A 19,259-nucleotide genomic window follows, 5' to 3' on the forward strand; every position below is an offset into this window, starting at 1 on the left:
CCTGATGGACAGCCGTAGACCGGATCGTAGACCATTTCGCGCCTCTTGACCGGTCGACACTCTCGCGGCTACCCCTTGATTTGCTGAAGGGAACCTTGTCGAGGGTGCCTGTAACGGGAGCTGAACGGGGAGACCCAAGCAGCCCCCGGGCACCACTTCCCATGACAAATGCAAAGATATGCTCTTGCTTCTCGAGCAAACTACGCGGGCGCCTGATCTTTCGGGCCCCTTTCGCGCTCATCAAGAACGGCATCGACTATCTCAAGCAGAGCGTGTCCCAAGGCCTTCGGAGGCACTGATCGAATAGCACGCTCTCGTACGATTTCAGGATCCGGCCATCCGCAAGTCGCTTGTTCCCATTTTCGCCGACAATGGGGGCGTGCGTTTAGCCATTCAGGCTGAAAGCGGCTTCGACTTCGGCCTTGTCGGTGTCCTCTTTGCGCTTGGAGAACACCACTGAACCGCGGCTGAGCACGTAGAACCGGTCGGCCAGGCCGTAGGCAAAATCGAAATACTGCTCGACAAGGATCAGGGCCATCTCGCCGTCGTCTCGCAGCGTTTCGATGACGCGCCCGATGAGTTGGATGATGTTGGGTTGGATGCCCTCGGTCGGCTCGTCCATCAGCAGGATCTTGGGGCGCGTCACCAGCGCGCGCCCGATGGCCAGTTGCTGCTGCTGCCCGCCCGAGAGATCGCCGCCGCGTCGTTTCTCCATCTCTTTCAGAACGGGGAACAACTCGAAGATTCGGTCTGGCACGACCCGCTCGGATTTCGGGAGGCAGGCAAGTCCGGTTTCGAGGTTTTCCCTTACCGTGAGCAGCGGAAAGATCATGCGGCCCTGCGGCACGTAGCCGATCCCCATTTGCGCCAGGCGGTGAGAGGGAAGCACGGGGAGGGTCTGCCCCCCCACCAGCACCTCTCCGCCGGACCGCGCGTGGGTGCCCGAGATCGCCTTCATCAACGAGGTCTTGCCGACCCCGTTCGTGCCCATGATGCAGGTCACTTCACCCTTCGCGGCTTGCATGGAAATGCCGTTCAGGATCTGGCTGCCGCCGTATTGCAGGGTGAGGTCTTTGGTTTCCAGCATCTCAGCGCCCCAGGTAGACTTCGATCACGCGCTCGTCGGCCATGACATGGTCGAGCGTGCCTTCGGCCAGAACCGATCCCTCGTGCAGGACCGTGACCTTGCAATCGAGGCGGCGGACAAACTCCATGTCATGCTCCACGACAACGACAGCATGGTTGCGGGCCAGTCGCTTGAGCAGGTCGGTGGTGTGGTTGCGCTCCTCGGTGGTCATGCCGGCGGCAGGTTCGTCGACCAGCAGAAGGCGCGGGTCCTGCGCCAGCAGCATCCCGATTTCCAGCCACTGTTTCTGACCATGGCTCAGCACGCCCGCCTGCCGCTGAAGGTGGTGGGCGAGCCCGATCTCGGTCGCGATCTCGTCGATCCGGGTACGGTCCTCTGCGCTGACGCGGTCGAGCAGGCTGGAGAACGGCCCGCGCGGTTTCTTGAGCGCGATGCGCAGGTTGTCCCAGACAGTTTGATCTTCGAACACCGTGGGTCGTTGGAACTTGCGGCCGACGCCCGCCTGGGCGATCTGCGCCTCGGACATGGAGAGCAGGGAATGACCCATTTCGCCCCAGCGCACGCTGCCTTCGTCGGGGCGGGTCTTGCCGGTGACGATATCCATGAAGGTTGTCTTGCCCGCCCCGTTCGGTCCGATCACGGCCCGCATCTCGGGTTGGCCAATCGTGAAGCTGAGGTTGTTGATCGCGCGGAACCCGTCGAAGGTGACCGAGATCCCCTGTACTTCGAGAAGGGTGCTCATGCCTTGTCCTTCCGCACGATCAGGTCGACGAGGCCGCCAAGCCCCTTGGGCGCGAAGAGCGTCACCAGCACGAAGCCGAGGCCGAGGAGGACGGGCCACCAGTCGACCCATTCGATCGTATAAATGCCCAGGTCGATATCGGGCGCCCGCCCGCCGGTGAAATAGGTGGACAGCAGCGACACCACGGCGGCCCCGATCACCGCGCCGTAAAGCCGCCCGCGCCCGCCGATGGCGACCCAGACGGCGAGGTAGATCGACGCGATGGGCGCGATCTCGTCGGGGTTGATGATGCCCGCCTGCGGGTAATAGAGCGCGCCGGCGATGCCGCAGATGACGGCCGTGAGGGTGAAGACGAACAGCTTGTAGCCCTCGACCCGGTAGCCGAGGAACCGCACGCGCTGCTCGTCGTCACGAATTGCGCGCACGATATTGCCGAACTTGCCCGACACGACCCATGCCGCCCCGATATAGGCGATGCCGAGGGCCAGGGCCGACGCCCAGAAGAACCAGATCGAGATACGATCCTGCCCGATCCCCTCGGCACCGGGGATGTTCTGCAGGCCTGACAGGCCGTTATTGCCGCGCAGGCCCGTGTCGTTCTGGAACAGGTAAAGCGACAGCGCCAGCGTCATCGCCTGCGTCAGGATCGACAGGTAGACGCCCGTGACCCGGCTGCGAAAGGCCAGCCAACCAAAGACCAAGGCAAGCAGGCCGGGGATCAGGACCACCAGCAGCAGGCTGAGAACAAGGCTGTCCGAGACGGCCCACATCCACGGCCAATCCTCGGCCCCCACGACCGAAAAGATCTGGAGCGCCGTGGCCGTGCTGACCTCGGCCTCGGTCGGGGGAATGACGTTGCCCGCAAGGTTGGCGCGGACTACGGCCTCGGTCCGGGCGGTCATCAGCCACATTCCGATCATGTAGCCGCCCAGCCCGAAGAAGGCGAAATGCCCGAGGCTGAGGATGCCGCAATAGCCCCAGACAAGGTCCATCGCCAGCGCGGCAAGGCACAGGCACAGCGTCATGCCCAGCACCTTGGTGAACGACACTGACAGCGCGCCCGTGCCATAGCCCTCGGAGAGGATGGTCACGCCAAGGGTGAAGAGAGCCAGGAGACCGATGAAGATCGGAACCGAGCGATTGCGGGTGAAGATCGACTTGCCCTCCATCGTCTCAATCCCCCGCCGCGCGGCCCTTGAGCGCGATGATCCCGCGCGGCCGGAACTGGATGAAGAGGATCACGAACAGGATCATGTAGGTCTGCGCCGCCAGCGTGTTCGAGGGGTTCAGCCACTCGATCACCTTTTGCAGCGACCCGATCATCAGGGCGCCGAACAATGTGCCGAAGATGTTGCCGACGCCGCCCACGACCACGGTCATGAAGCTTTGGACGATGTAGTTCGAGCCGAGGTCCGGCACGACCTGCGCGAAAAGCCCGATGGCCACGCCCGCAATCCCCGCGATGCCTGAACCAAGCCCGAAGGTCAGCATGTTGATGCGGTCCGGATTGATCCCCATCGAGGAGGCCATGGCGGGATTCTGGGTGACGGCCCGCACCTCAAGGCCCAGCCGCGTGCGGTTCAGGATCAGCCAAAGCGCCACGAAGAAGATTGCGCCAAGCAGGAAGATCGCGATCCGGATCGAGCTGATCGAGACCACGTCGTTGATCGCGACCGACCCGGCCAGCCAGTCGGGTGGCGTCAGGGGACGGGCCTGGGTGCCGAAGATCTGGCGCACGATCTGTTGCAGCGCGATCGAGATGCCAAAGGTCGCCAGCAAGGTTTCCAATGGTCGGTGATAGAGCCAGCGGATCACCAGCCGCTCCATCGCGACGCCCGCGCCGAAGGTCACGGCAAAGGCCAGTGGGATCGCCAGCATGATGGACAGTGTGTAATCGGGCACGATGGTCTGCACCACGTAGCCGGTATAGGCGCCGATCATGATGAACTCGCCATGGGCCATATTAATGACGCCCATCACGCCGAAGGTGATGGCAAGACCGATGGCCGCAAGGAAATAGATCGAGGCGAGCGACAAGCCGTCGAGCGATAGGTCGAGCAACCGGAACAGGCCCACCCGCGTTTCGATCCCGTCGAGGGTCGCCCGCGCCGCATCCGTCACGGCGGAGGAGGGTTCGCGGTAGGCGTCGAAGAACACGTGGGCGTCCAGCGCGGCTTCGATCTCGGCCTCGGTTGGGGCCGGTTGGGCAAGGCCTGCATCCACCAGTGCCCCGTAGGCGCGGTCGCGGGCCTCATAGTCACCAAGTTCGGCCACGGGCACGCCGCCGACGCGGCCATCGACCACGTTTTCCGCAAGGATTGCGCGTTGATCGGCGCGAGAGACGATGGCCGGTGCCAGCCCGTCATCGACCAGCATCTGGTAGGCCTCGTCCACGGACAACTCGGCGCTGCCGGGGTCGAGCACCTGCATGATGTTGAGCTCCTGGGGCAGGGCGTCGGCCACCTCGCGGCGCGTCGTGAGCAAGGGGTTCAACGTCGCGCGCGCATCGAGGCTGACATTCCCGGCGAGGCTTTCGATGGCGGCGACCCGGTCGGCGTCGCTGTCCGCGAAGGCGATGATCAGCCCCGGAAGGAGCGTTTCGATGGCGCTGCGCACCGCTGGGTCGCTTTCCTCCTCCAGCATCTCGCGGAGCAGGGGCAGGTGGCTTTCGTCAGGGTCGTCTTCGATCGCGGCCAGGGCCTGAAGGCGCTCGGCAGGGTCTTCGGAGGAGAGTTGGAACTGGACCAGCGCCCCGGCGATCACGCCTTGCACGCCTCGGTTCGGGCGAAGCTGGGATACCTCGCGGCTGCCCGCCGTGCCGATGACCTCTCCGGTCGAGATGTCGAGAAGGGTCAAGGGATCGGCGTCGGGGTCTTCGACATAGACAAACAGCCCATCGCTGTCCCGTTGATAGAGCTCGCGCGCCTGCCACGTGGCGAGGAATTGGGGTACTTCGGCAAGGCCGCTTTCGACCAGCAACTCCAGAACTTCGCCGACCGTGCGGCGAGACGCATCGGCCACGAGGTCGGCCCGCGATTGCAGCAAGGCCTGGAGATCGGCGCCTTCCTCCTCCTGCGCGAAAGCTGCCGGCATTACGGACAGGGAGAGGATTAGCCCGGCAAGGCAGGCGCGAAGAATTCGGATCATGTTTGGTCTGCTCGGAGGGTCGGCAAGGCGGGCCGCAACGTCGCGGCCCGCCTCGGTGTGAGAGGATGCGTTCAGTAGTTCGACTCGATCTGGACGCAGGTCTCGGTTTCCGTGTTGTACATACCGCAGTCCAGACCCGGCCAATCCGAGGTGAGAACGGCCGATTCAGGCAGGTAGTCGGTCCATGCATCGCCCGGCACCGGATCGGTCTGGGTGATGATGTCGAACTGCCCGTCCGGGCGGATTTCACCGATCAGAACGGGCTTGGTCAGGTGATGGTTCGGCAACATGGTCGCCGTGCCGCCGGTCAGGTTCGGCACTTCGATGCCGTACATGGCGTCCCGCACGGCATCCACATCGGTCGTGCCCGCGGCCTCGACGGCCTGAACCCACATGTTGAAGCCGATGTAATGGGCCTCCATCGGATCATTGGTCGGGCGGCTTTCATCGCCGATGAACTCGTGCCACGCGGTGATGAAGGCCTCGTTCTCGGGCGTGTCGGCGGATTGGAAGTAGTTCCAGGCGGCCAGGTGCCCTTCCAGCGGCCCGGTGTCGAGACCGGCCAGTTCTTCTTCGCCGACCGAGAAGGCCACGACGGGAATGTCGTCCGCCGTGACGCCCTGCGCGGCAAGTTCGGAGTAGAAGCCCACGTTCGCGTCGCCGTTGATGGTCGAGATCACCCCGACCTGCTGGCCGCTTTCGCCAAGGGCCACGACATCGGCCACGATCGACGACCAGTCGGAATGACCGAAGGGCGTGTAGTTGACGAAGATGTTTTCCTGCGGGATGCCGCTATCCAGAAGGTATTGTTCGAGGATGCGGTTGGTCGTGCGCGGATAGACATAGTCGGTTCCGAGCAGGGCGAAGGTCTCGACGCCCAGTTCCTCCAGGAAATAGTCCACGGCGGGGATCGCCTGCTGGTTCGGCGCAGCGCCGGTGTAGAACACGTTGCGCGAGCTCTCCTCACCCTCGTACTGGACCGGGTAGAACATCAGCCCGTTCAGTTCTTCGATCACGGGAAGCACGGATTTGCGGCTGACCGAGGTCCAGCAGCCGAAGATCACGTCCACCTCATGCACGGTCAGCAACTCGCGCGCACGCTCTGCAAAGAGCGGCCAGTCCGACGCCGGATCGACCACGACCGGGACGATTTCTTCGCCCAGCAAACCGCCTGCCGCGTTCTGCTGTTCGATGAGCATCAGCATCACGTCGCGCAGCGTTGTTTCTGAAATGGCCATGGTTCCCGTCAGGGAGTGCAGGATGCCGACTCGGATTTCTGCGCTCGCGGCATGGGCGGAAATCACCGACAACGCACTGGCAAGAAGAAGTTTTTTCATGAATTCTGTCCCTTTCGCGTGAGCAGACACTTTGCAGTCGCAGCCCAAGAGTGAGCATTGCGGTGATGTTGTCTGCCGCTAAATTTGCGGTAGGGTGGTGCAGTTTTTGCACAACAGGGCGAGAGTCCCCTTGCGGCATCTCAAGATCTACAGGGCCATACGCCTGATCCAACGCGAGGGCTCCATCCGCAAGGCCGCGGAAAAGCTGGCGGTGTCCCCATCGGCGCTGAACCGCTCGGTGCAGGCCTTCGAAGAGGAAATGAACCTCGCCGTGTTCGAGCGCCTCCCTCATGGTGTGCGATTGACCACCGCAGGCGAGTTGCTGCTCAACCTGGTCGACCGTCATCTGACCGAGTTCGACGATCTGCAGGCCCAGCTGACCAGCATGCGCGATGGAATGTCGGGAACGTTCCGCCTGTCCATCGGGACCGATCTGGATGCAGGTCTCATCCTCGACCTGGTGGCCGAGTTCCAGACTTCCTTCGGTGGGGTCTCGGTCGAGATCGTCAACGCCGATGACGCCGCGCCGCTGCAACGGCGCGATGTCGATCTGGCGCTCCTGACCAATCCGGTGACCGATGACACTCTGGAGGTCATCTACGCACACGAGATGCCCATCGTTGCCTGGTCTTGTGATCCGAACCCGCCGTCCACAACGCGGTTCGACCTGGCCGACCTCGAGGGGGTACGCCTCGTCGTTCCGCCCGAAGGCACGGGCACACGCATCGCCATCAGCCACTTCCTGCGCCGCAAGCGATTGTCCGCCCCGGTCACGACGGCAGTATCGGCGGCGCATCTGTCCCCGCGCGTCGGTCGTGCGCCGACGATCTGTGTATTCCCCGAAACCGTCGCAGAGGGGCTGCTTGGCTTCTCTGACCAAAGGCGTTTGGACCTCGACCTCGGGACTGTTCAGATCGCAGCCGTTCGGGTGCAGCAGGTTCCGATCACGCGCCCTGTGCAAGGCTTTCTGGCCATCCTGCAACGCGGCTTGGAAACCGATCGCTCAAGACCGATGGGGCAGGGGCCTTGGCGATAAGGCGAACGCCACTCTGCTTGTCGTTTCAACTCCTTGGTCACACCAGCGCGTAGCGCGCCACGACGAGGGCGCACCCCAAAAGGAACAAGGACTGCACCGCGATCAGGGCGATGCCGCGTTTTCCGGTTTGAAAGAGGCTGCCGAGCGAGGTTTTCATGCCGAGGGCGGCAATGGCCGTGAGGAACAGGAACCGCGTGGCCTCGCCGATCCAGACCAGCAGCGTCTCGGGCAGCGGCACGAGATTGCCAAGCAGCATCAGCAGGATAAAGGCCACCACGAACCACGGCAGGCGCAGCGTGCCCCCGGCCTCCTGCCGGAAGCTCAGCGCGATCGCCAAAAGCGCGATGGGCAAGAGCGCAACGCGCAAGAGCTTGGTGAAGGTCGCGATATCGCCCGCGTCCTCGCTAATGGAATAGCCCGCACCCACGACCTGCGCGACGTCATGGATCGTCGCCCCCACAAGGTAGCCGCTCTGGATCTCGGAAAAGCCGAGGCTGGCGAAGATCACCGGGTAGAGGATCATGGCGATGGTGGAAAAGGCGGTCACGCCGACCACCGTCACCAACACGTCCTTTTCGGCGGCGTGGCGGGGAACCAGGATGGCCGAGATCGCCAGCGCGGCGGAGGCGCCGCAGATTGCGACCGAGCCGCCGGTCAGAAGGCCCAAGGCCACCGGCGCACCCGCCAGCCTGGCAGAGAGCGCGCCGAAGGCCAGCGTCGTGGCCAGAAGGGCGGCCACCCCGATCATGGCAAGGGCGCCAAGCTGCGAGATATCCGCGAAGGTCAGTTGCAGCCCCAACAGGGCCACGCCGATGCGCAGCAGGCTGCGCGCGGCAAAGGCGATGCCCGGCGCCGTCTTTTCCTCGGCATCGAGAAAGGTGAAGGCCATGCCGATCAGCAGCGCGAACAGCATCGCCGGTGCGCCATAGGTGTTTGCGATGAACTGGGCGGCCAGCGCGATGATCGCGGCGATCAGGACGCCGCGCCAGTGCGTCGAGGCCCAGGCCGTTGCGCCGTTGATCGTGATCGCGCAGGACAGCACGGGATCAATCCGCGCTACGCGAAAGCGCGACGATGGCGGCGACCAGCCGGTCGAGCGTATCGAAACCCGTGACCCCATCGGCCACGGCATCGGCGATCAGCGAGAACTCCGTGCAGGCGATCATCTGGACGGCGGCCCCCTGGTCCAGCAAGGCTGTCGAGGCGGCGCGCAGGGCGGTGCGGGCCTCGGCGGTCGGCCCATCGCGCTTGATCGCACGGATCGCGGCGAGGGTCGCGTCCTCGTCCGTTGCGTAGAGCGGCGTCAGCCCAGCCTTTGCAAACGGGGCGTCGAACAGGCCCACCCGCCGCACGGCAGGGGAGGCGAGAATGCCGACGGAGGCTCCGGGCCCCGCCAACTCCCCGGCATGGGCGACGGACAGCGCCACCATGTCGAGAAAGGGCACTGTCGCCGCGCTGCGGATCGCGTCCGCATAGTGATGCGCCGTGTTGCAGGGCATGGCCAAGGCCTCGGCCCCCGCCTGTTCAAGGCGCCGGGCCATCGCGGCCAGCACCGGGGCAGGGTCCTCGCCCGTCTCCTCGATCAGCCGCGCGATGCGCGAGGGCACCTGCGGGTTCTGATCGATCAGAAGTGGGATATGGTCGGCATCGTCTTTGGCAGGAACGGCGGCGATCACCTTCTGCATCAGAAGGACCGTCGCCTCGGGTCCCATCCCTCCGAGGATGCCGATCCGGCGCAAGGGCGAGGTCATCAGCCCGCCGTCGCCCCGTCCGCGAAAACCGCGTCATAGCCGAAGAGGCCCGCCGCGCCCCCGGTATGCAGGAAGACGACGCGCTCGCCCTTCTTGAACTTGCCCTTGCGGCAATAGTCGATCAGCCCCGCCGCGCCCTTGCCGGAATAGACGGGGTCGAGCAGAATCCCCTCCAGTTCGGCGAACATGCGGATCGCCTCGATCGTGTCCGCGCGCGGAATGCCGTAGCCCGGCCCGACATAACCGGTGTCGGCCACGACGTCCTCGCGCGCGACAATGCCGGGGCAGCCCAGTTTCTCGGCGGTCGCGCAGGCGAGGGTGTAGACGTTCCCCTCCTGCTTGTCCTTGGGCGCGCGCACGCCGAAGCCCAGAAGCGGGATCTGCGCGTTGATCGCCTTCAGCCCCGTGATCAGGCCCGCCTGCGTGCCCGCGCTGCCGGTCGCGTGAACGAGATGGTCGATCACCAGCCCGCGGTCATTGGCCTGACCGACCAACTCGAAGGCGCAGTTGACGTAGCCCAAAGCGCCCGTCGGGTTCGAGCCGCCGCCGGGGATGGTGTAGACGGTCTTGCCCTCGGCGCGCATCGCCTCGGCCACCTTCTCCATCTCGGCGTTCATGTCCAGCCCGCCGGGCCGTTTCTCGGTGGTGGCGCCGTGCAGGTGGTCCAGCAACACGTTGCCGTTGTGGTTGTAGTTCGGATCGTTCGACCCGGTCCGATCCTCCAGCAGGATGTGGCATCCCATGCCCAGCTTGGCGGCGAAGGCGGCGGTCTGGCGCGCATGGTTCGACTGGGTCGCGCCCTGCGTCATCACCATGTCCGCGCCCATCGCCTGCGCCTCGGCCATCAGAAATTCCAGCTTGCGGGTCTTGTTGCCGCCGGTCGACAGCCCCGTGCAATCGTCGCGCTTGATCCAGATCTCGGGCCCGCCAAGCTCGGCGCTCAGCCGGTCGAGCCGTTCCAACGGCGTGGGCAGATGGGCGAGAAAGACGCGCGGAAAACGGGCGAGATGCATGGGCGAACTCCTGCGATGTTGCACGATCGGCACCATGGGCGGCATTGGCCGGGAATTCAAATTGGAATACCGGCCTCCATCCTGCCGAGCGCACAGATCATCGGTTGGTCCTGCAATCCCGGCCCGTCCGTCTCAGGGGCAGATCGGCAATTCCAGCGGCGCTGGCTCGGGCAGGGAGGCGCGCCACTGGTCGATGATCGGGCGCAGGGTTTCCCGCGTCCAGAACCGAGGGCTTCCGATCGCGCCAAGGCAGGTGGCGTTCCAGTAGAGGCCTTCTTCGGCTAGTGGCCTCTGACCGGCCACGGCGTCTGCAACCGCGGTGATGTCGCCGGACTCGGGATAGATGTAGAGGGTTGTCGGATCTCCCTCGACCAGGGACATGATGTCTTCGGCGACCTCCTCGGACCATGTTGTGCATCCGTTGCTTCGCCCGCCGGTGTAATTCACGAGGTTGCCATAGGGGACGTAGCCCTCTGCATCTGCGTCGGGACTGTCCGGGGCGCTGAAGCGGCACTGCCATCGCAGGAACATCGCGACATGGCCGCCGATTTCGCGTTCGCGGGCGTTGTCGGTTTCGCCCATGCCATCGAACAGCAGAAAGGTGCGGTGGAAGGGCACCCGTTCGCCATCCTCGGTGAAGTAGCCCTTGAAGGAGGTCCGCGTCTCGGCCGTGAGGTAAGCGCCACCCATCGTCAGGTTCGAGCCCTCGGCATTGCTGAAATTCTGCGCGCATTCCCGTTCGTTGGAAAAGTCCGCCGCGGGTAGCGACCGGCCGCTGCCATATCCGGAATAGACCGCGCGGAAGGATTCTTCGGCCTCGCAGATCACGTAGAACCGCTGACCCGGACCGCCGGTGGAGGACGAGCTTGGACGTGTCGCGTCCATGGCCAGATAGCACGGGTTCTGGATGCCGCCCTCGCGCACCTGATCCATGTAAAGGGCGCGTGCCCGTTCGAGCACGACGGGGGCGATCTGGCCTTCGCCCGTCCCGACATGCTGTTGCAGCCATGTCGGGATTTCAGCGGATAACGGGGTCGCTTCGGCCGGCATCGGCGTGGCAGCGGCCAAGGCAACCACGGCCGCGATGGTCAGGCGCTTTGTCCAGCGTATCATTGGGCGTCTCCTGCGCGATGGTCCTCCGCTCCGGGCAACAGGATAACAGGAATGGACCGAAACTTGGCAAGTTTCCTCGCAGTCGTTTCATCGAATTTGGACCAGGCTAGTCAATCGTGGCTGCAGTCGAAGCCCTCCAGCACGAGCGCGCTGCGAGCCGAACCAGCCCTTTCGGATCAGTTCGAGTGACCCGCTGACGTAGCCCGCACAACGCGGAACAGGCTGGTCGCAACGAAACACAGCGCCGCGGTGCAAACGATCGACGGTCCGGCCGGCGTGTCGAAGATGTAGGCCGCGCGCAGGCCGACCACTGCCGAGGCCGCGCCGATCACCGCGGCGATCAGCACCATGCCTTCGGGCGTCCGCGCGAGCGGGCGCGCCGCGGCAGCCGGGATGATGAGCATCGCCGCGATCAGAAGGACGCCCACGACCTTGATTGCGACCGCGACCGTGATGGCAAGCGCCAGGGTGAGCACCAGTTGTTCGCGCTTGGGGTCGATCCCGCTCGCATAGGCGAGTTCTTCGTTCAACGTAGCGGTCAAGAGCGCCGACCATCGCCAGCCGATCAGTGCCACGACAACCGCGGCGCCGCCCCAGATAACGGCGAGGTCAAGGCGCGATACGGCGAGGATGTCGCCGAAGAGATACGCCATGAGGTCAATGCGAATGCCCGAGAGAAAGGACACGGCGACCAAGCCGAACGCGAGCGCGGAATGGGCCAGAACACCCAGAAGCGTGTCCATCGCATAGCCGCGACCGCTGAGTGCGGAAACCGTCAGGGCCATGGTCAGGGCCAGCGCCATGGCGCCCGCGAAAATGGAGATCTGCAAGGCAAGCGACAGGGCGACGCCAAGAATGGCGGCGTGGGCCGTCGCGTCTCCGAAATAGGCCATGCGGCGCCAGACGACGAACCCGCCGAGCGGGGCAGCTGCAAAGGCCACGCCGATCCCGGCCAGCGTCGCGCGGGTCATGAAATCGTCCAGCATCACTCGGCCGCCTCGTGACTGTCATGGGTGTGCGTGTGCCCGTGATCGTGGTCGTGCCCATGATCGTGGGTGTGGTCATGCCCATGCTGGTGGTCATGTTCATGACGGTAGAGCGCGAGCGCCCCGTGGGTTCCGGTGCCGAAGAGCGCGCGATATTCCGGCGCCGAGGACACATGCTCGGGCGTTCCGTGACAACAGACATGCCCATTGAGGCAGATGACCCGATCGGATGAGGCCATGACGACATGTAACTCGTGGCTGATCATCAGAACGGCGCAGCCGAATTCGCGCCGCACGTCGTCGATCAGCTGGTAGAAGTCCGCCGAGCCGGGTTGATCGAGGCCCGCCGTCGGCTCGTCCAGAAGCAGCAGGTTGGGTTTCGTCACCAGCGCACGGGCCAGCAATACGCGTTGCAGCTGTCCGCCCGAAAGCTCCGACATCTGCCGATGCGTGAGCTGCGCGACACCGGCGCGGCTCAACGCGGCCTCGATATCGGACCGGGTCGCCCCGCCCGGCAGGCGCAGGAACCGCTCGACCGTGATGGGAAGGGTCGGGTCGATATGAAGCTTTTGCGGCACGTAGCCCAGGACGAGGTTCGGCGCGGTGGTAATGCGCCCACCGCTAATGCGCGCGGCACCAACGATGGCCCGCAACAAGGTTGTCTTGCCGGACCCGTTCGGCCCCACGATGGTCACGATCTCGCCCGGCGCGACATGCATGGAGATATCGCGCAAGACTTGCGTTGCGCCGTAGCGGACGCTCAATTTCTCGACATCGACAAGGTTCATGCGAGGGGCTTCTCGGGCTCGGCCTCGGCGGCCTTGGCGGCGCATGCCGGACATACCCCGACCGCTTCGACGACGGTCCGCTCGATCTGGAACCCGGTCGCGCGAGCGGCGTCGCCAAGGGTGCCGCGGGCGGGGGCGGATTGCGCCTCGGCCACCGCGTCGCAGATCCGGCAGATCAGAAAGGCAGGCGAGTGGCTTGCGCCGGGATGGGCGCAGGCGATGAAGGCGTTGAGCCGCTCGATCTTGTGCACGAAGCCGTTGGCGACCAGGAAATCCAAGGCGCGGTAGGCGACGGGCGGTTGCGATCCGAAGCCTGCCGCGTGTAGCCGGTCGAGAAGCTCGTAGGCGCCCATCGCCCGATGTTCGCTCAACAGGGTTTCAAGTGCCGCGCGCCGGACGGGCGTAAATCGCAGGCCTTCAGCCGCGCAGCGTGCCTCGGCAGCGGCAAGTCCGGCCTGAACGCATTGGCGGTGGTCGTGTGCCTCGAACCCCACCGGATCATGGCTCGGCGCATCGGTGATCTCTGCCACGGCTCTTGTCATGTTATTTCATTTCCTGTATCGGCATCGAGACGTTATAAGATCACAGGAAAGACCGAATGTCCAGAAACCTGTTTCCCCTGTCGCTGGCTGCAAGCTTGATGGCTGGCACCGCTATGGCCGATGTCCCGCGCGTCGCCGTCGACATCGCCCCGGTGCATTCGCTTGTCGCGCGCGTCATGCAAGGCGTTGGAGAGCCGAACCTGATCGTTCAGCCCGGGGCCTCGCCGCATGAGTACAGCCTGCGCCCATCCGAGGCGGCGGCGCTGCAAGAGGCCGACCTTGTCTTCTGGATCGGGGAGGACCTTGCGCCCTGGATGGAAGGCGCGGTCGAAACGCTCGCCGGCGATGCCGATGTCACGACATTGCTCGAAGCCGATGGGATGACCCTGCTCGATTTCCGCGAAAACGCGCTTTTCGAGGCACATTCTCATGGCGACGACGATGATCATGGGCATGAGGACCATGCCGAGGATGCCGATCATGACCATGAAGAGCACGCCGAAGACGATCATGATCACGACGGTGAGCATGATGAACATGCTGACGACCATGACCATGATCACGAAGATCATGCCGACGATGACCATGATCATGCCCATGGCGACCATGACCCTCATGTATGGCTTTCGCCCCGCAACGCGGCGGTCTGGCTCAATGTGATCGCGGCCGAACTCTCCGCGGCCGATCCCGAGAATGCCGGCACTTACTACGCCAATGCGGCCGAGGCGCGCGAAGAACTCGATGCCCTCGTGGCAGAGGTGAACGAAACGCTCGACCCGCTGCGCGGCATGCGGTTCGTGGTGTTCCATGACGCCTTTCAGTATTTCGAGGCGGATTTCGATTTCGCCGCATCCGGGGCGATCTCGGTCGCCGATGCAGCGGATCCAAGCCCGGCCCGCATTGCCGAGATCCAGGGGCGCATTGCCGAGGAGGGCATCCAGTGCGTGCTGTCCGAACCGCAGTTCGACCGTGGCCTTGTTGCGACGGTCATGGACGGCACCGAGGCCAACACGGCGGTGCTCGATCCGCTGGGCTCCGATCTCGAACCGGGGCCTGACCTTTATCCGCAGCTCATCCGCAACCTTGCGAACTCGCTGTCCGAGTGTCTCTGAAGAACGCCTGATTGCATGGGGCGCGCGGAACCGCATTTGCGGTAAGCGCGCCCCGTTTTCTGGCAGCTGGAACGCAACACAAAACCAGCCTGAAAAAGTTATGTGATAACTTGCTGAGCTTGTGCCGTTGCCTTGGGAAAACTGACGGGCCTGAACCGTTCCTTCATGGCTGCCTGTCGCAAGCACAGTCGCGTCTCCACGACTTTGAAGGTCGTCACCAGATCGCAGAACCGCCAGCAAGCACGACCGTATCCACCGCCCGAGGTTTTCATCCCATGACAGACAAACGCCTTCCCGTCACAGTCCTCTCCGGCTTTCTCGGTGCGGGCAAGACGACGCTTTTGAACCGTGTTCTGAACAACCGGGACGGCCGCCGCGTGGCGGTGATCGTCAACGACATGTCCGAGGTAAATATCGACGCCGATCTGGTGCGCGAGGGCACAGAACTGTCCCGCTCCGAGGAAAAGCTGGTCGAAATGTCGAACGGCTGCATCTGCTGCACGCTGCGCGACGACCTCTTGAAAGAGGTGCGGCACCTCTCGGAGGAGGGGCGCTTCGACTACCTGCTGATCGAGTCGACCGGCATTTCCGAGCCGCTGCCGGTGGCGGCCACATTTGATTTCCGCGACGAGAAGGGCCAAAGCCTGTCTGACGTTGCACGGCTCGATACGATGGTGACGGTGGTGGACGCCGTGAACCTGCTCAAGGACTATTCCAGCCACGATTTCCTGACAGATCGCGGCGAAAGTTTGGGCGAGGGGGATGACCGCAGCCTCGTCAGCCTGCTGACCGAGCAGATCGAGTTCGCCGATGTGGTGATCCTCAACAAGATCTCCGATGCCGGGCCAGAGCGCACGGATGCCGCGCGCAAGATCATCCGCGCGCTTAATGGCGATGCGAAGATCATCGAAACCGATCATTCCGACGTTCCCGCCGAGTCGATCTTGGACACAGGCCTGTTCGATTTCGAAACGGCGCACGAATACCCGATGTGGGCCAAGGAACTGTATGGGTTTGCCAATCATGTGCCCGAGGACCAGGAATATGGCATCACCTCTTTCGTCTATAACGCCCGCGCGCCGTTTCATCCCCAACGGCTCTACGATGTGCTGAACGGGGATTTACCGGGAACGATCCGGGCCAAAGGCCATTTCTGGATCGCCACGCGGCCCGAATGGGCGGTGGAGTTCAGCCTGGCGGGCGCGATCTCCTCGGTCACACCTCTGGGGCGCTGGTGGGCCTCGGTCCCCGAGGAGCGGCTGCCGACCCACCCCGAGGCGCAGGCCGAGATCGCCCGCAACTGGGCCGAACCCTGGGGCGATCGACGTCAGGAGATCGTCTTCATCGGGGTCGGGCTGAACCGCGAAGCGATCTGCGCCAAACTGAACGACGCGCTGCTTGATGTGCAGGATTTCACGCCCGGCGCATGGCAAGGGCTGCCCGATCCCTTCCCCGTCTGGCGCACCCAGGCGGCGGCCTGAGGCCAGCACCGTGAAGCCTCTCTTCAAGAAAGGGCCAATGCTCTTGTCGTCTTTGGGCGAGGGCGGCTAGTGGCCGGGAATCGTGGAAAAACCAGCCTTAGGCCGAAAAGGCGCAACGAGGACCCGATGCGAGACTATGATCGCCTCCCACCCGACTTGCGCGCCTGGCTTGCCGGTGCGGTGCTTCCCTGGCGGCCTCGGTCGGTAAGGCGGGCTTTCGACCGAGCGTTGCAGGCCACAGGCGACAAGAGCAGCGCATTGCGGGAACTCGATCGTCTGCAAGCGCGGCTCGTGGCGAAAGATGCCGAGAAGATCTGGGGCAAGCAGCATCCGCATGCCGGCGCGGCGTCGGGGGGATGAACTCAGGCGTCCCCACAGCCAAGGCCATGGCGGGGCACTGTGACGGTGGTTTGACCGAGAATCAGGTAATCTTGGCGCCGTGGCTTCAAGCAACGGGCCCGCTCCTTCGAAAGGGCGAGAGAGCCGTCGCACTGCCGTCAAATTATCCGGGACCGGTCTCAGGGTCGGGGCAGATCCCGGATATGGCCGATTAGGGCCTTGAACTCGTCGAAGACGAAGGTGTTTGGCAAATCCTCGACCGGGGTCTTGCGGTATCCCTTTGAGAACAGGCCAAAGGCGATCTTCGCGCGATGTGCCGTTTCGGCATCGACCTCGCTATCCCCGACATAAAGGAAGGGCGCGGCATTCAGCGCCTCGAAGGTCGCGACAAGGGGGGCGGGATCGGGCTTTTTGACCTGAAGGCTGTCGCCACCGATCACCACGTCGAAAAAGCGGGTAAGATCCAGCGCATCGAGGATCTGGATCGAGGGCGCGCGGAACTTGTTGGTGCAGACGCCAAGCGGGTGGCCCGCCGCCTTCAAAGCCGTCAGGACGTCTACCACACCCGCGTAAGGTCGGGTCAGGTCCGCCGGATGCGCGGTGTAATGGGCCAGCATCAGTTCCCTCATCCGCTCTTCCTCGGCGGATGGTATCCCGCGCTCCTCCATTACCAGGCGCACGAGGTTCGGGATACCGTTGCCAATGAAGCTGGTGATCTTTTCCAGGGTCAGGGGCGGCTTGTCGCAATCGGCCAGCATCCGGTTGGCGGCTGCATGCAGATCGGGCGCGCTGTCGATCAACGTGCCGTCGAGGTCAAAGACAATCGCGCCGCTCATGCTGCTTTCCACTTGATCGAACACCCCATGGACGGGATCTGGTCGCGCGGGCCCTGGCCCGTGTCCGCCACCTGTTTCATGGCCTCGAACAGGTCGCGCGGCGCATCTGCCGGGGCCGGGTTTCTCCCCGAGGCATCGAGGCGTCCACGGTATTGCAGACCACCCTCGGCGTTGAGCCCGAAGAAATCCGGTGTGCAGGCGGCGTTCCACGCGCGGGCGACCTCTTGCGTTTCGTCATGCAGGTAAGGGAAGGAAAACCCGCGCTCCTGCGCCAGTTCCGCCATCTTCTCGAAGCTGTCGGCGGGGTAGGCGTCGGCATCGTTAGAACAGATCGCCGCAACGCCGATGCCAATCTCTTGCAGGTCCGAGGCGTCCCGCTGAATGCGATCCAGAACGGCAAGCACATAGGGGCAGTGGTTGCAGATGAACATGATCAGGGTGCCCCTGGGACCGGCGATATCGGCGAGCGTGTAGGTTTTCCCATCGGTGGCTGGCAGGGCGAAATCGGGGGCGTGCCAGCCGAACTCGCAAACGGGGGGAGAGACGGCCATGATCGGTCCTTTCTTACGCGGTCAGAAGGCGGGTGAGGCCCTCATCGCGGCTCCAACGCCAATCGAGGTAATGATCCGCGAAGGTCGCGTTGAAGGCGCGGCGGTGCCAGTCCTTGGGCTCAGCGAGCGTGCCGTTCACGTCTTGGACGAGCGCCTCAAACACCATTCGCCGCCGCCCGGATCGCCGCGATGTTCTGGCCGTAGACCTCCGGGTTGTTGACCGAGCCGCCCTTGAACACCGCCGATCCGGCCACGAGCACATCCGCCCCGGCCTCGACCACGAGCGGGGCGGTTTCCGGCGTGATGCCGCCATCGATCTGGATGTGGATGGGCCGGTCGCCGATCATCTGGCGAATCTTGCGGGTCTTCTCGACGCCGGAATGGATGAACTTCTGGCCGCCGAAGCCGGGATTCACAGTCATGATCAGCACCACGTCGCACAGGTCCAGCACGTCGGCCACGGCCTCGGCCGGGGTGCCGGGGTTCAGGACCACGCCCGATTTCACGCCCTGCGCACGGATCGCCTGAAGCGTGCGGTGGATATGCGGGCCGGCTTCCACATGGGCGGTGATCATGTCCGCGCCCGCCTCGGCATAGGCCTCGATATAGGGATCGACCGGCGCGATCATCAGATGCACATCCATGAAGGTCTTCACATGCGGACGGAACGCCTTCACCGCCGGCGGGCCGAACGTGAGGTTTGGCACGAAATGCCCGTCCATCACGTCCACATGAACCCAGTCGGCCCCCTGGTCCTCGATGGCGCGGATCTCGGCGCCGAAATTGGCGAAATCGGCGGAAAGGATCGACGGGGCGATCTTGACGGTGCGATCGAAGGACATGGGGTATCTCCATAGAAAGGGCCGGGACACGGCTCGGCGTGCCCCGGTTGTTTCGCGGATTTCAGACGGCGAGGGAACCGCCTTCGTAGCGTTTCGCCATATCGTCGTTGTCGATGTGAGCCAGCGGTGCTTGGCGGCGATTCTGGTTCTTGGTGTTCAAGGGGAGGCGGGAGAGCACACCGTGAGTCGCCGACTCGTACAATCGAGTCGGTGTCAGCCCGTGTCGGCGTGAATGCCCCTGCGTCACCCACGGCGCGGTCTGAGGCTTGGCCGTGAAGAGACAAGAGAGGGCAGCTTGCGGGGCAGGGGGCGTTTTGTTCGCGGTTTGCCCAAGTTTTATTGCTCCTTACGGCGTTTCTCGGCTTGCCATCTGCCTGCTCAGAACGGGGTCTTGCGCATGTTTTTTGGGCAGAATGCCGTTTTTCTGCAAAAATCCGAAAAAACCTCTTGCGGGTTTTGGGTGCTATCCGTAAACACCCCTTCACCGGCGGCGCTGAGGCGCTGACGGGACGCCAAGCGGGTCTGACGCGGACGAAGCGGATGGGAAGCGCGGCAC

At 64.1% G+C, this 19,259-nt stretch carries 20 protein-coding genes; 4 read left to right on the forward strand and 16 right to left on the reverse strand.

The genetic code is table 11. The features are described 5' to 3' along the window. Window positions 1–385 precede the first annotated feature (385 nt). The 5 genes from urtE to urtA all read right to left on the reverse strand — a co-directional run bounded on the left by urtE (window position 386) and on the right by urtA (window position 6,313). Complete coding sequence (gene urtE / locus KUV65_RS17805) at window positions 386–1,087, reverse strand: urea ABC transporter ATP-binding subunit UrtE (RefSeq protein WP_222192085.1); 702 nt, start codon at window positions 1,085–1,087, stop codon at window positions 386–388. 1 nt (window position 1,088) lies between these two features. Next, entirely contained in the window at window positions 1,089–1,829 is a 741-nt protein-coding gene (gene urtD, locus KUV65_RS17810) for an urea ABC transporter ATP-binding protein UrtD (protein ID WP_222192086.1), read from the reverse strand. Beyond that, window positions 1,826–2,998 (reverse strand): urea ABC transporter permease subunit UrtC, encoded by a 1,173-nt coding sequence (urtC, locus tag KUV65_RS17815; RefSeq protein ID WP_222192087.1) that lies wholly within the window; start codon window positions 2,996–2,998, stop codon window positions 1,826–1,828. The genes urtD and urtC overlap by 4 nt, the downstream gene beginning before the upstream one ends. 4 nt (window positions 2,999–3,002) lie before the next feature. Beyond that, window positions 3,003–4,976, reverse strand: coding sequence for an urea ABC transporter permease subunit UrtB (gene urtB / locus KUV65_RS17820; protein WP_222192088.1), 1,974 nt, complete (start codon window positions 4,974–4,976; stop codon window positions 3,003–3,005). Between the two features lie 71 nt (window positions 4,977–5,047). Then, window positions 5,048–6,313, reverse strand: coding sequence for an urea ABC transporter substrate-binding protein (gene urtA, locus KUV65_RS17825; protein ID WP_222192089.1), 1,266 nt, complete (start codon window positions 6,311–6,313; stop codon window positions 5,048–5,050). Window positions 6,314–6,443: 130 nt separating this feature from the next. On the opposite strand from urtA, the gene KUV65_RS17830 reads away from it, so the two are divergent. Beyond that, complete coding sequence (locus KUV65_RS17830; protein ID WP_222192090.1) at window positions 6,444–7,349, forward strand: LysR family transcriptional regulator; 906 nt, start codon at window positions 6,444–6,446, stop codon at window positions 7,347–7,349. Between the two features lie 37 nt (window positions 7,350–7,386). Here KUV65_RS17830 and KUV65_RS17835 read toward each other — a convergent pair whose 3' ends face one another. The 7 genes from KUV65_RS17835 to KUV65_RS17865 all read right to left on the reverse strand — a co-directional run bounded on the left by KUV65_RS17835 (window position 7,387) and on the right by KUV65_RS17865 (window position 13,542). Beyond that, entirely contained in the window at window positions 7,387–8,469 is a 1,083-nt protein-coding gene (locus tag KUV65_RS17835; RefSeq protein ID WP_222192091.1) for a YeiH family protein, read from the reverse strand. Next, window positions 8,396–9,100, reverse strand: a complete 705-nt coding sequence (locus KUV65_RS17840; protein WP_222192092.1) for an aspartate/glutamate racemase family protein — start codon at window positions 9,098–9,100, stop codon at window positions 8,396–8,398. The genes KUV65_RS17835 and KUV65_RS17840 overlap by 74 nt, the downstream gene beginning before the upstream one ends. Then, window positions 9,100–10,113 carry a D-cysteine desulfhydrase gene (locus KUV65_RS17845; protein ID WP_222192093.1) on the reverse strand — a complete coding sequence of 338 codons (1,014 nt, stop codon included), beginning with the start codon at window positions 10,111–10,113 and terminating at the stop codon, window positions 9,100–9,102. The genes KUV65_RS17840 and KUV65_RS17845 overlap by 1 nt, the downstream gene beginning before the upstream one ends. A 132-nt stretch (window positions 10,114–10,245) precedes the next feature. Next, window positions 10,246–11,226, reverse strand: coding sequence for a murein L,D-transpeptidase catalytic domain family protein (locus tag KUV65_RS17850; protein WP_222192094.1), 981 nt, complete (start codon window positions 11,224–11,226; stop codon window positions 10,246–10,248). Window positions 11,227–11,402: 176 nt separating this feature from the next. Beyond that, complete coding sequence (locus KUV65_RS17855; RefSeq protein WP_222192095.1) at window positions 11,403–12,212, reverse strand: metal ABC transporter permease; 810 nt, start codon at window positions 12,210–12,212, stop codon at window positions 11,403–11,405. Beyond that, window positions 12,212–13,000, reverse strand: a complete 789-nt coding sequence (locus KUV65_RS17860) for a metal ABC transporter ATP-binding protein (RefSeq protein ID WP_222192096.1) — start codon at window positions 12,998–13,000, stop codon at window positions 12,212–12,214. The genes KUV65_RS17855 and KUV65_RS17860 overlap by 1 nt, the downstream gene beginning before the upstream one ends. After that, window positions 12,997–13,542: a Fur family transcriptional regulator gene (locus KUV65_RS17865; RefSeq protein WP_222192097.1), complete on the reverse strand. Its 546-nt coding sequence runs from the start codon at window positions 13,540–13,542 to the stop codon at window positions 12,997–12,999. The genes KUV65_RS17860 and KUV65_RS17865 overlap by 4 nt, the downstream gene beginning before the upstream one ends. Before the next feature lie 56 nt (window positions 13,543–13,598). Here KUV65_RS17865 and KUV65_RS17870 point away from each other — a divergent pair, with 56 nt between their 5' ends. The 3 genes from KUV65_RS17870 (at window position 13,599) to KUV65_RS18305 (ending at window position 16,495) form a co-directional block, all read left to right on the forward strand. Further along, window positions 13,599–14,654 carry a zinc ABC transporter substrate-binding protein gene (locus tag KUV65_RS17870; RefSeq protein ID WP_222192098.1) on the forward strand — a complete coding sequence of 352 codons (1,056 nt, stop codon included), beginning with the start codon at window positions 13,599–13,601 and terminating at the stop codon, window positions 14,652–14,654. A 275-nt stretch (window positions 14,655–14,929) separates the two neighbouring features. Then, window positions 14,930–16,135 (forward strand): GTP-binding protein, encoded by a 1,206-nt coding sequence (locus KUV65_RS17875; RefSeq protein ID WP_222192099.1) that lies wholly within the window; start codon window positions 14,930–14,932, stop codon window positions 16,133–16,135. A gap of 69 nt (window positions 16,136–16,204) precedes the next feature. Then, window positions 16,205–16,495, forward strand: a complete 291-nt coding sequence (locus KUV65_RS18305; RefSeq protein ID WP_222192100.1) for a DUF6525 family protein — start codon at window positions 16,205–16,207, stop codon at window positions 16,493–16,495. Window positions 16,496–16,653: 158 nt separating this feature from the next. Here KUV65_RS18305 and gph read toward each other — a convergent pair whose 3' ends face one another. The 4 genes from gph to rpe are packed head-to-tail and all read right to left on the reverse strand — an operon-like array spanning window position 16,654 to window position 18,703. Further along, window positions 16,654–17,310, reverse strand: coding sequence for a phosphoglycolate phosphatase (gph, locus tag KUV65_RS17885; RefSeq protein ID WP_222192101.1), 657 nt, complete (start codon window positions 17,308–17,310; stop codon window positions 16,654–16,656). After that, window positions 17,307–17,861: a thioredoxin family protein gene (locus KUV65_RS17890; protein ID WP_222192102.1), complete on the reverse strand. Its 555-nt coding sequence runs from the start codon at window positions 17,859–17,861 to the stop codon at window positions 17,307–17,309. Before KUV65_RS17890 ends, gph begins: the two co-directional genes overlap by 4 nt. A 13-nt stretch (window positions 17,862–17,874) precedes the next feature. Further along, window positions 17,875–18,027, reverse strand: coding sequence for a hypothetical protein (locus KUV65_RS17895; protein WP_222192103.1), 153 nt, complete (start codon window positions 18,025–18,027; stop codon window positions 17,875–17,877). After that, window positions 18,017–18,703 carry a ribulose-phosphate 3-epimerase gene (gene rpe / locus KUV65_RS17900; RefSeq protein WP_222192104.1) on the reverse strand — a complete coding sequence of 229 codons (687 nt, stop codon included), beginning with the start codon at window positions 18,701–18,703 and terminating at the stop codon, window positions 18,017–18,019. The genes KUV65_RS17895 and rpe overlap by 11 nt, the downstream gene beginning before the upstream one ends. Between the last annotated feature and the right edge of the window lie 556 nt (window positions 18,704–19,259).

Origin of the sequence: Maritalea mobilis, assembly GCF_019800885.1 — a bacterium.
Lineage (GTDB): Bacteria > Pseudomonadota > Alphaproteobacteria > Rhodobacterales > Rhodobacteraceae > Roseibacterium > Roseibacterium beibuensis.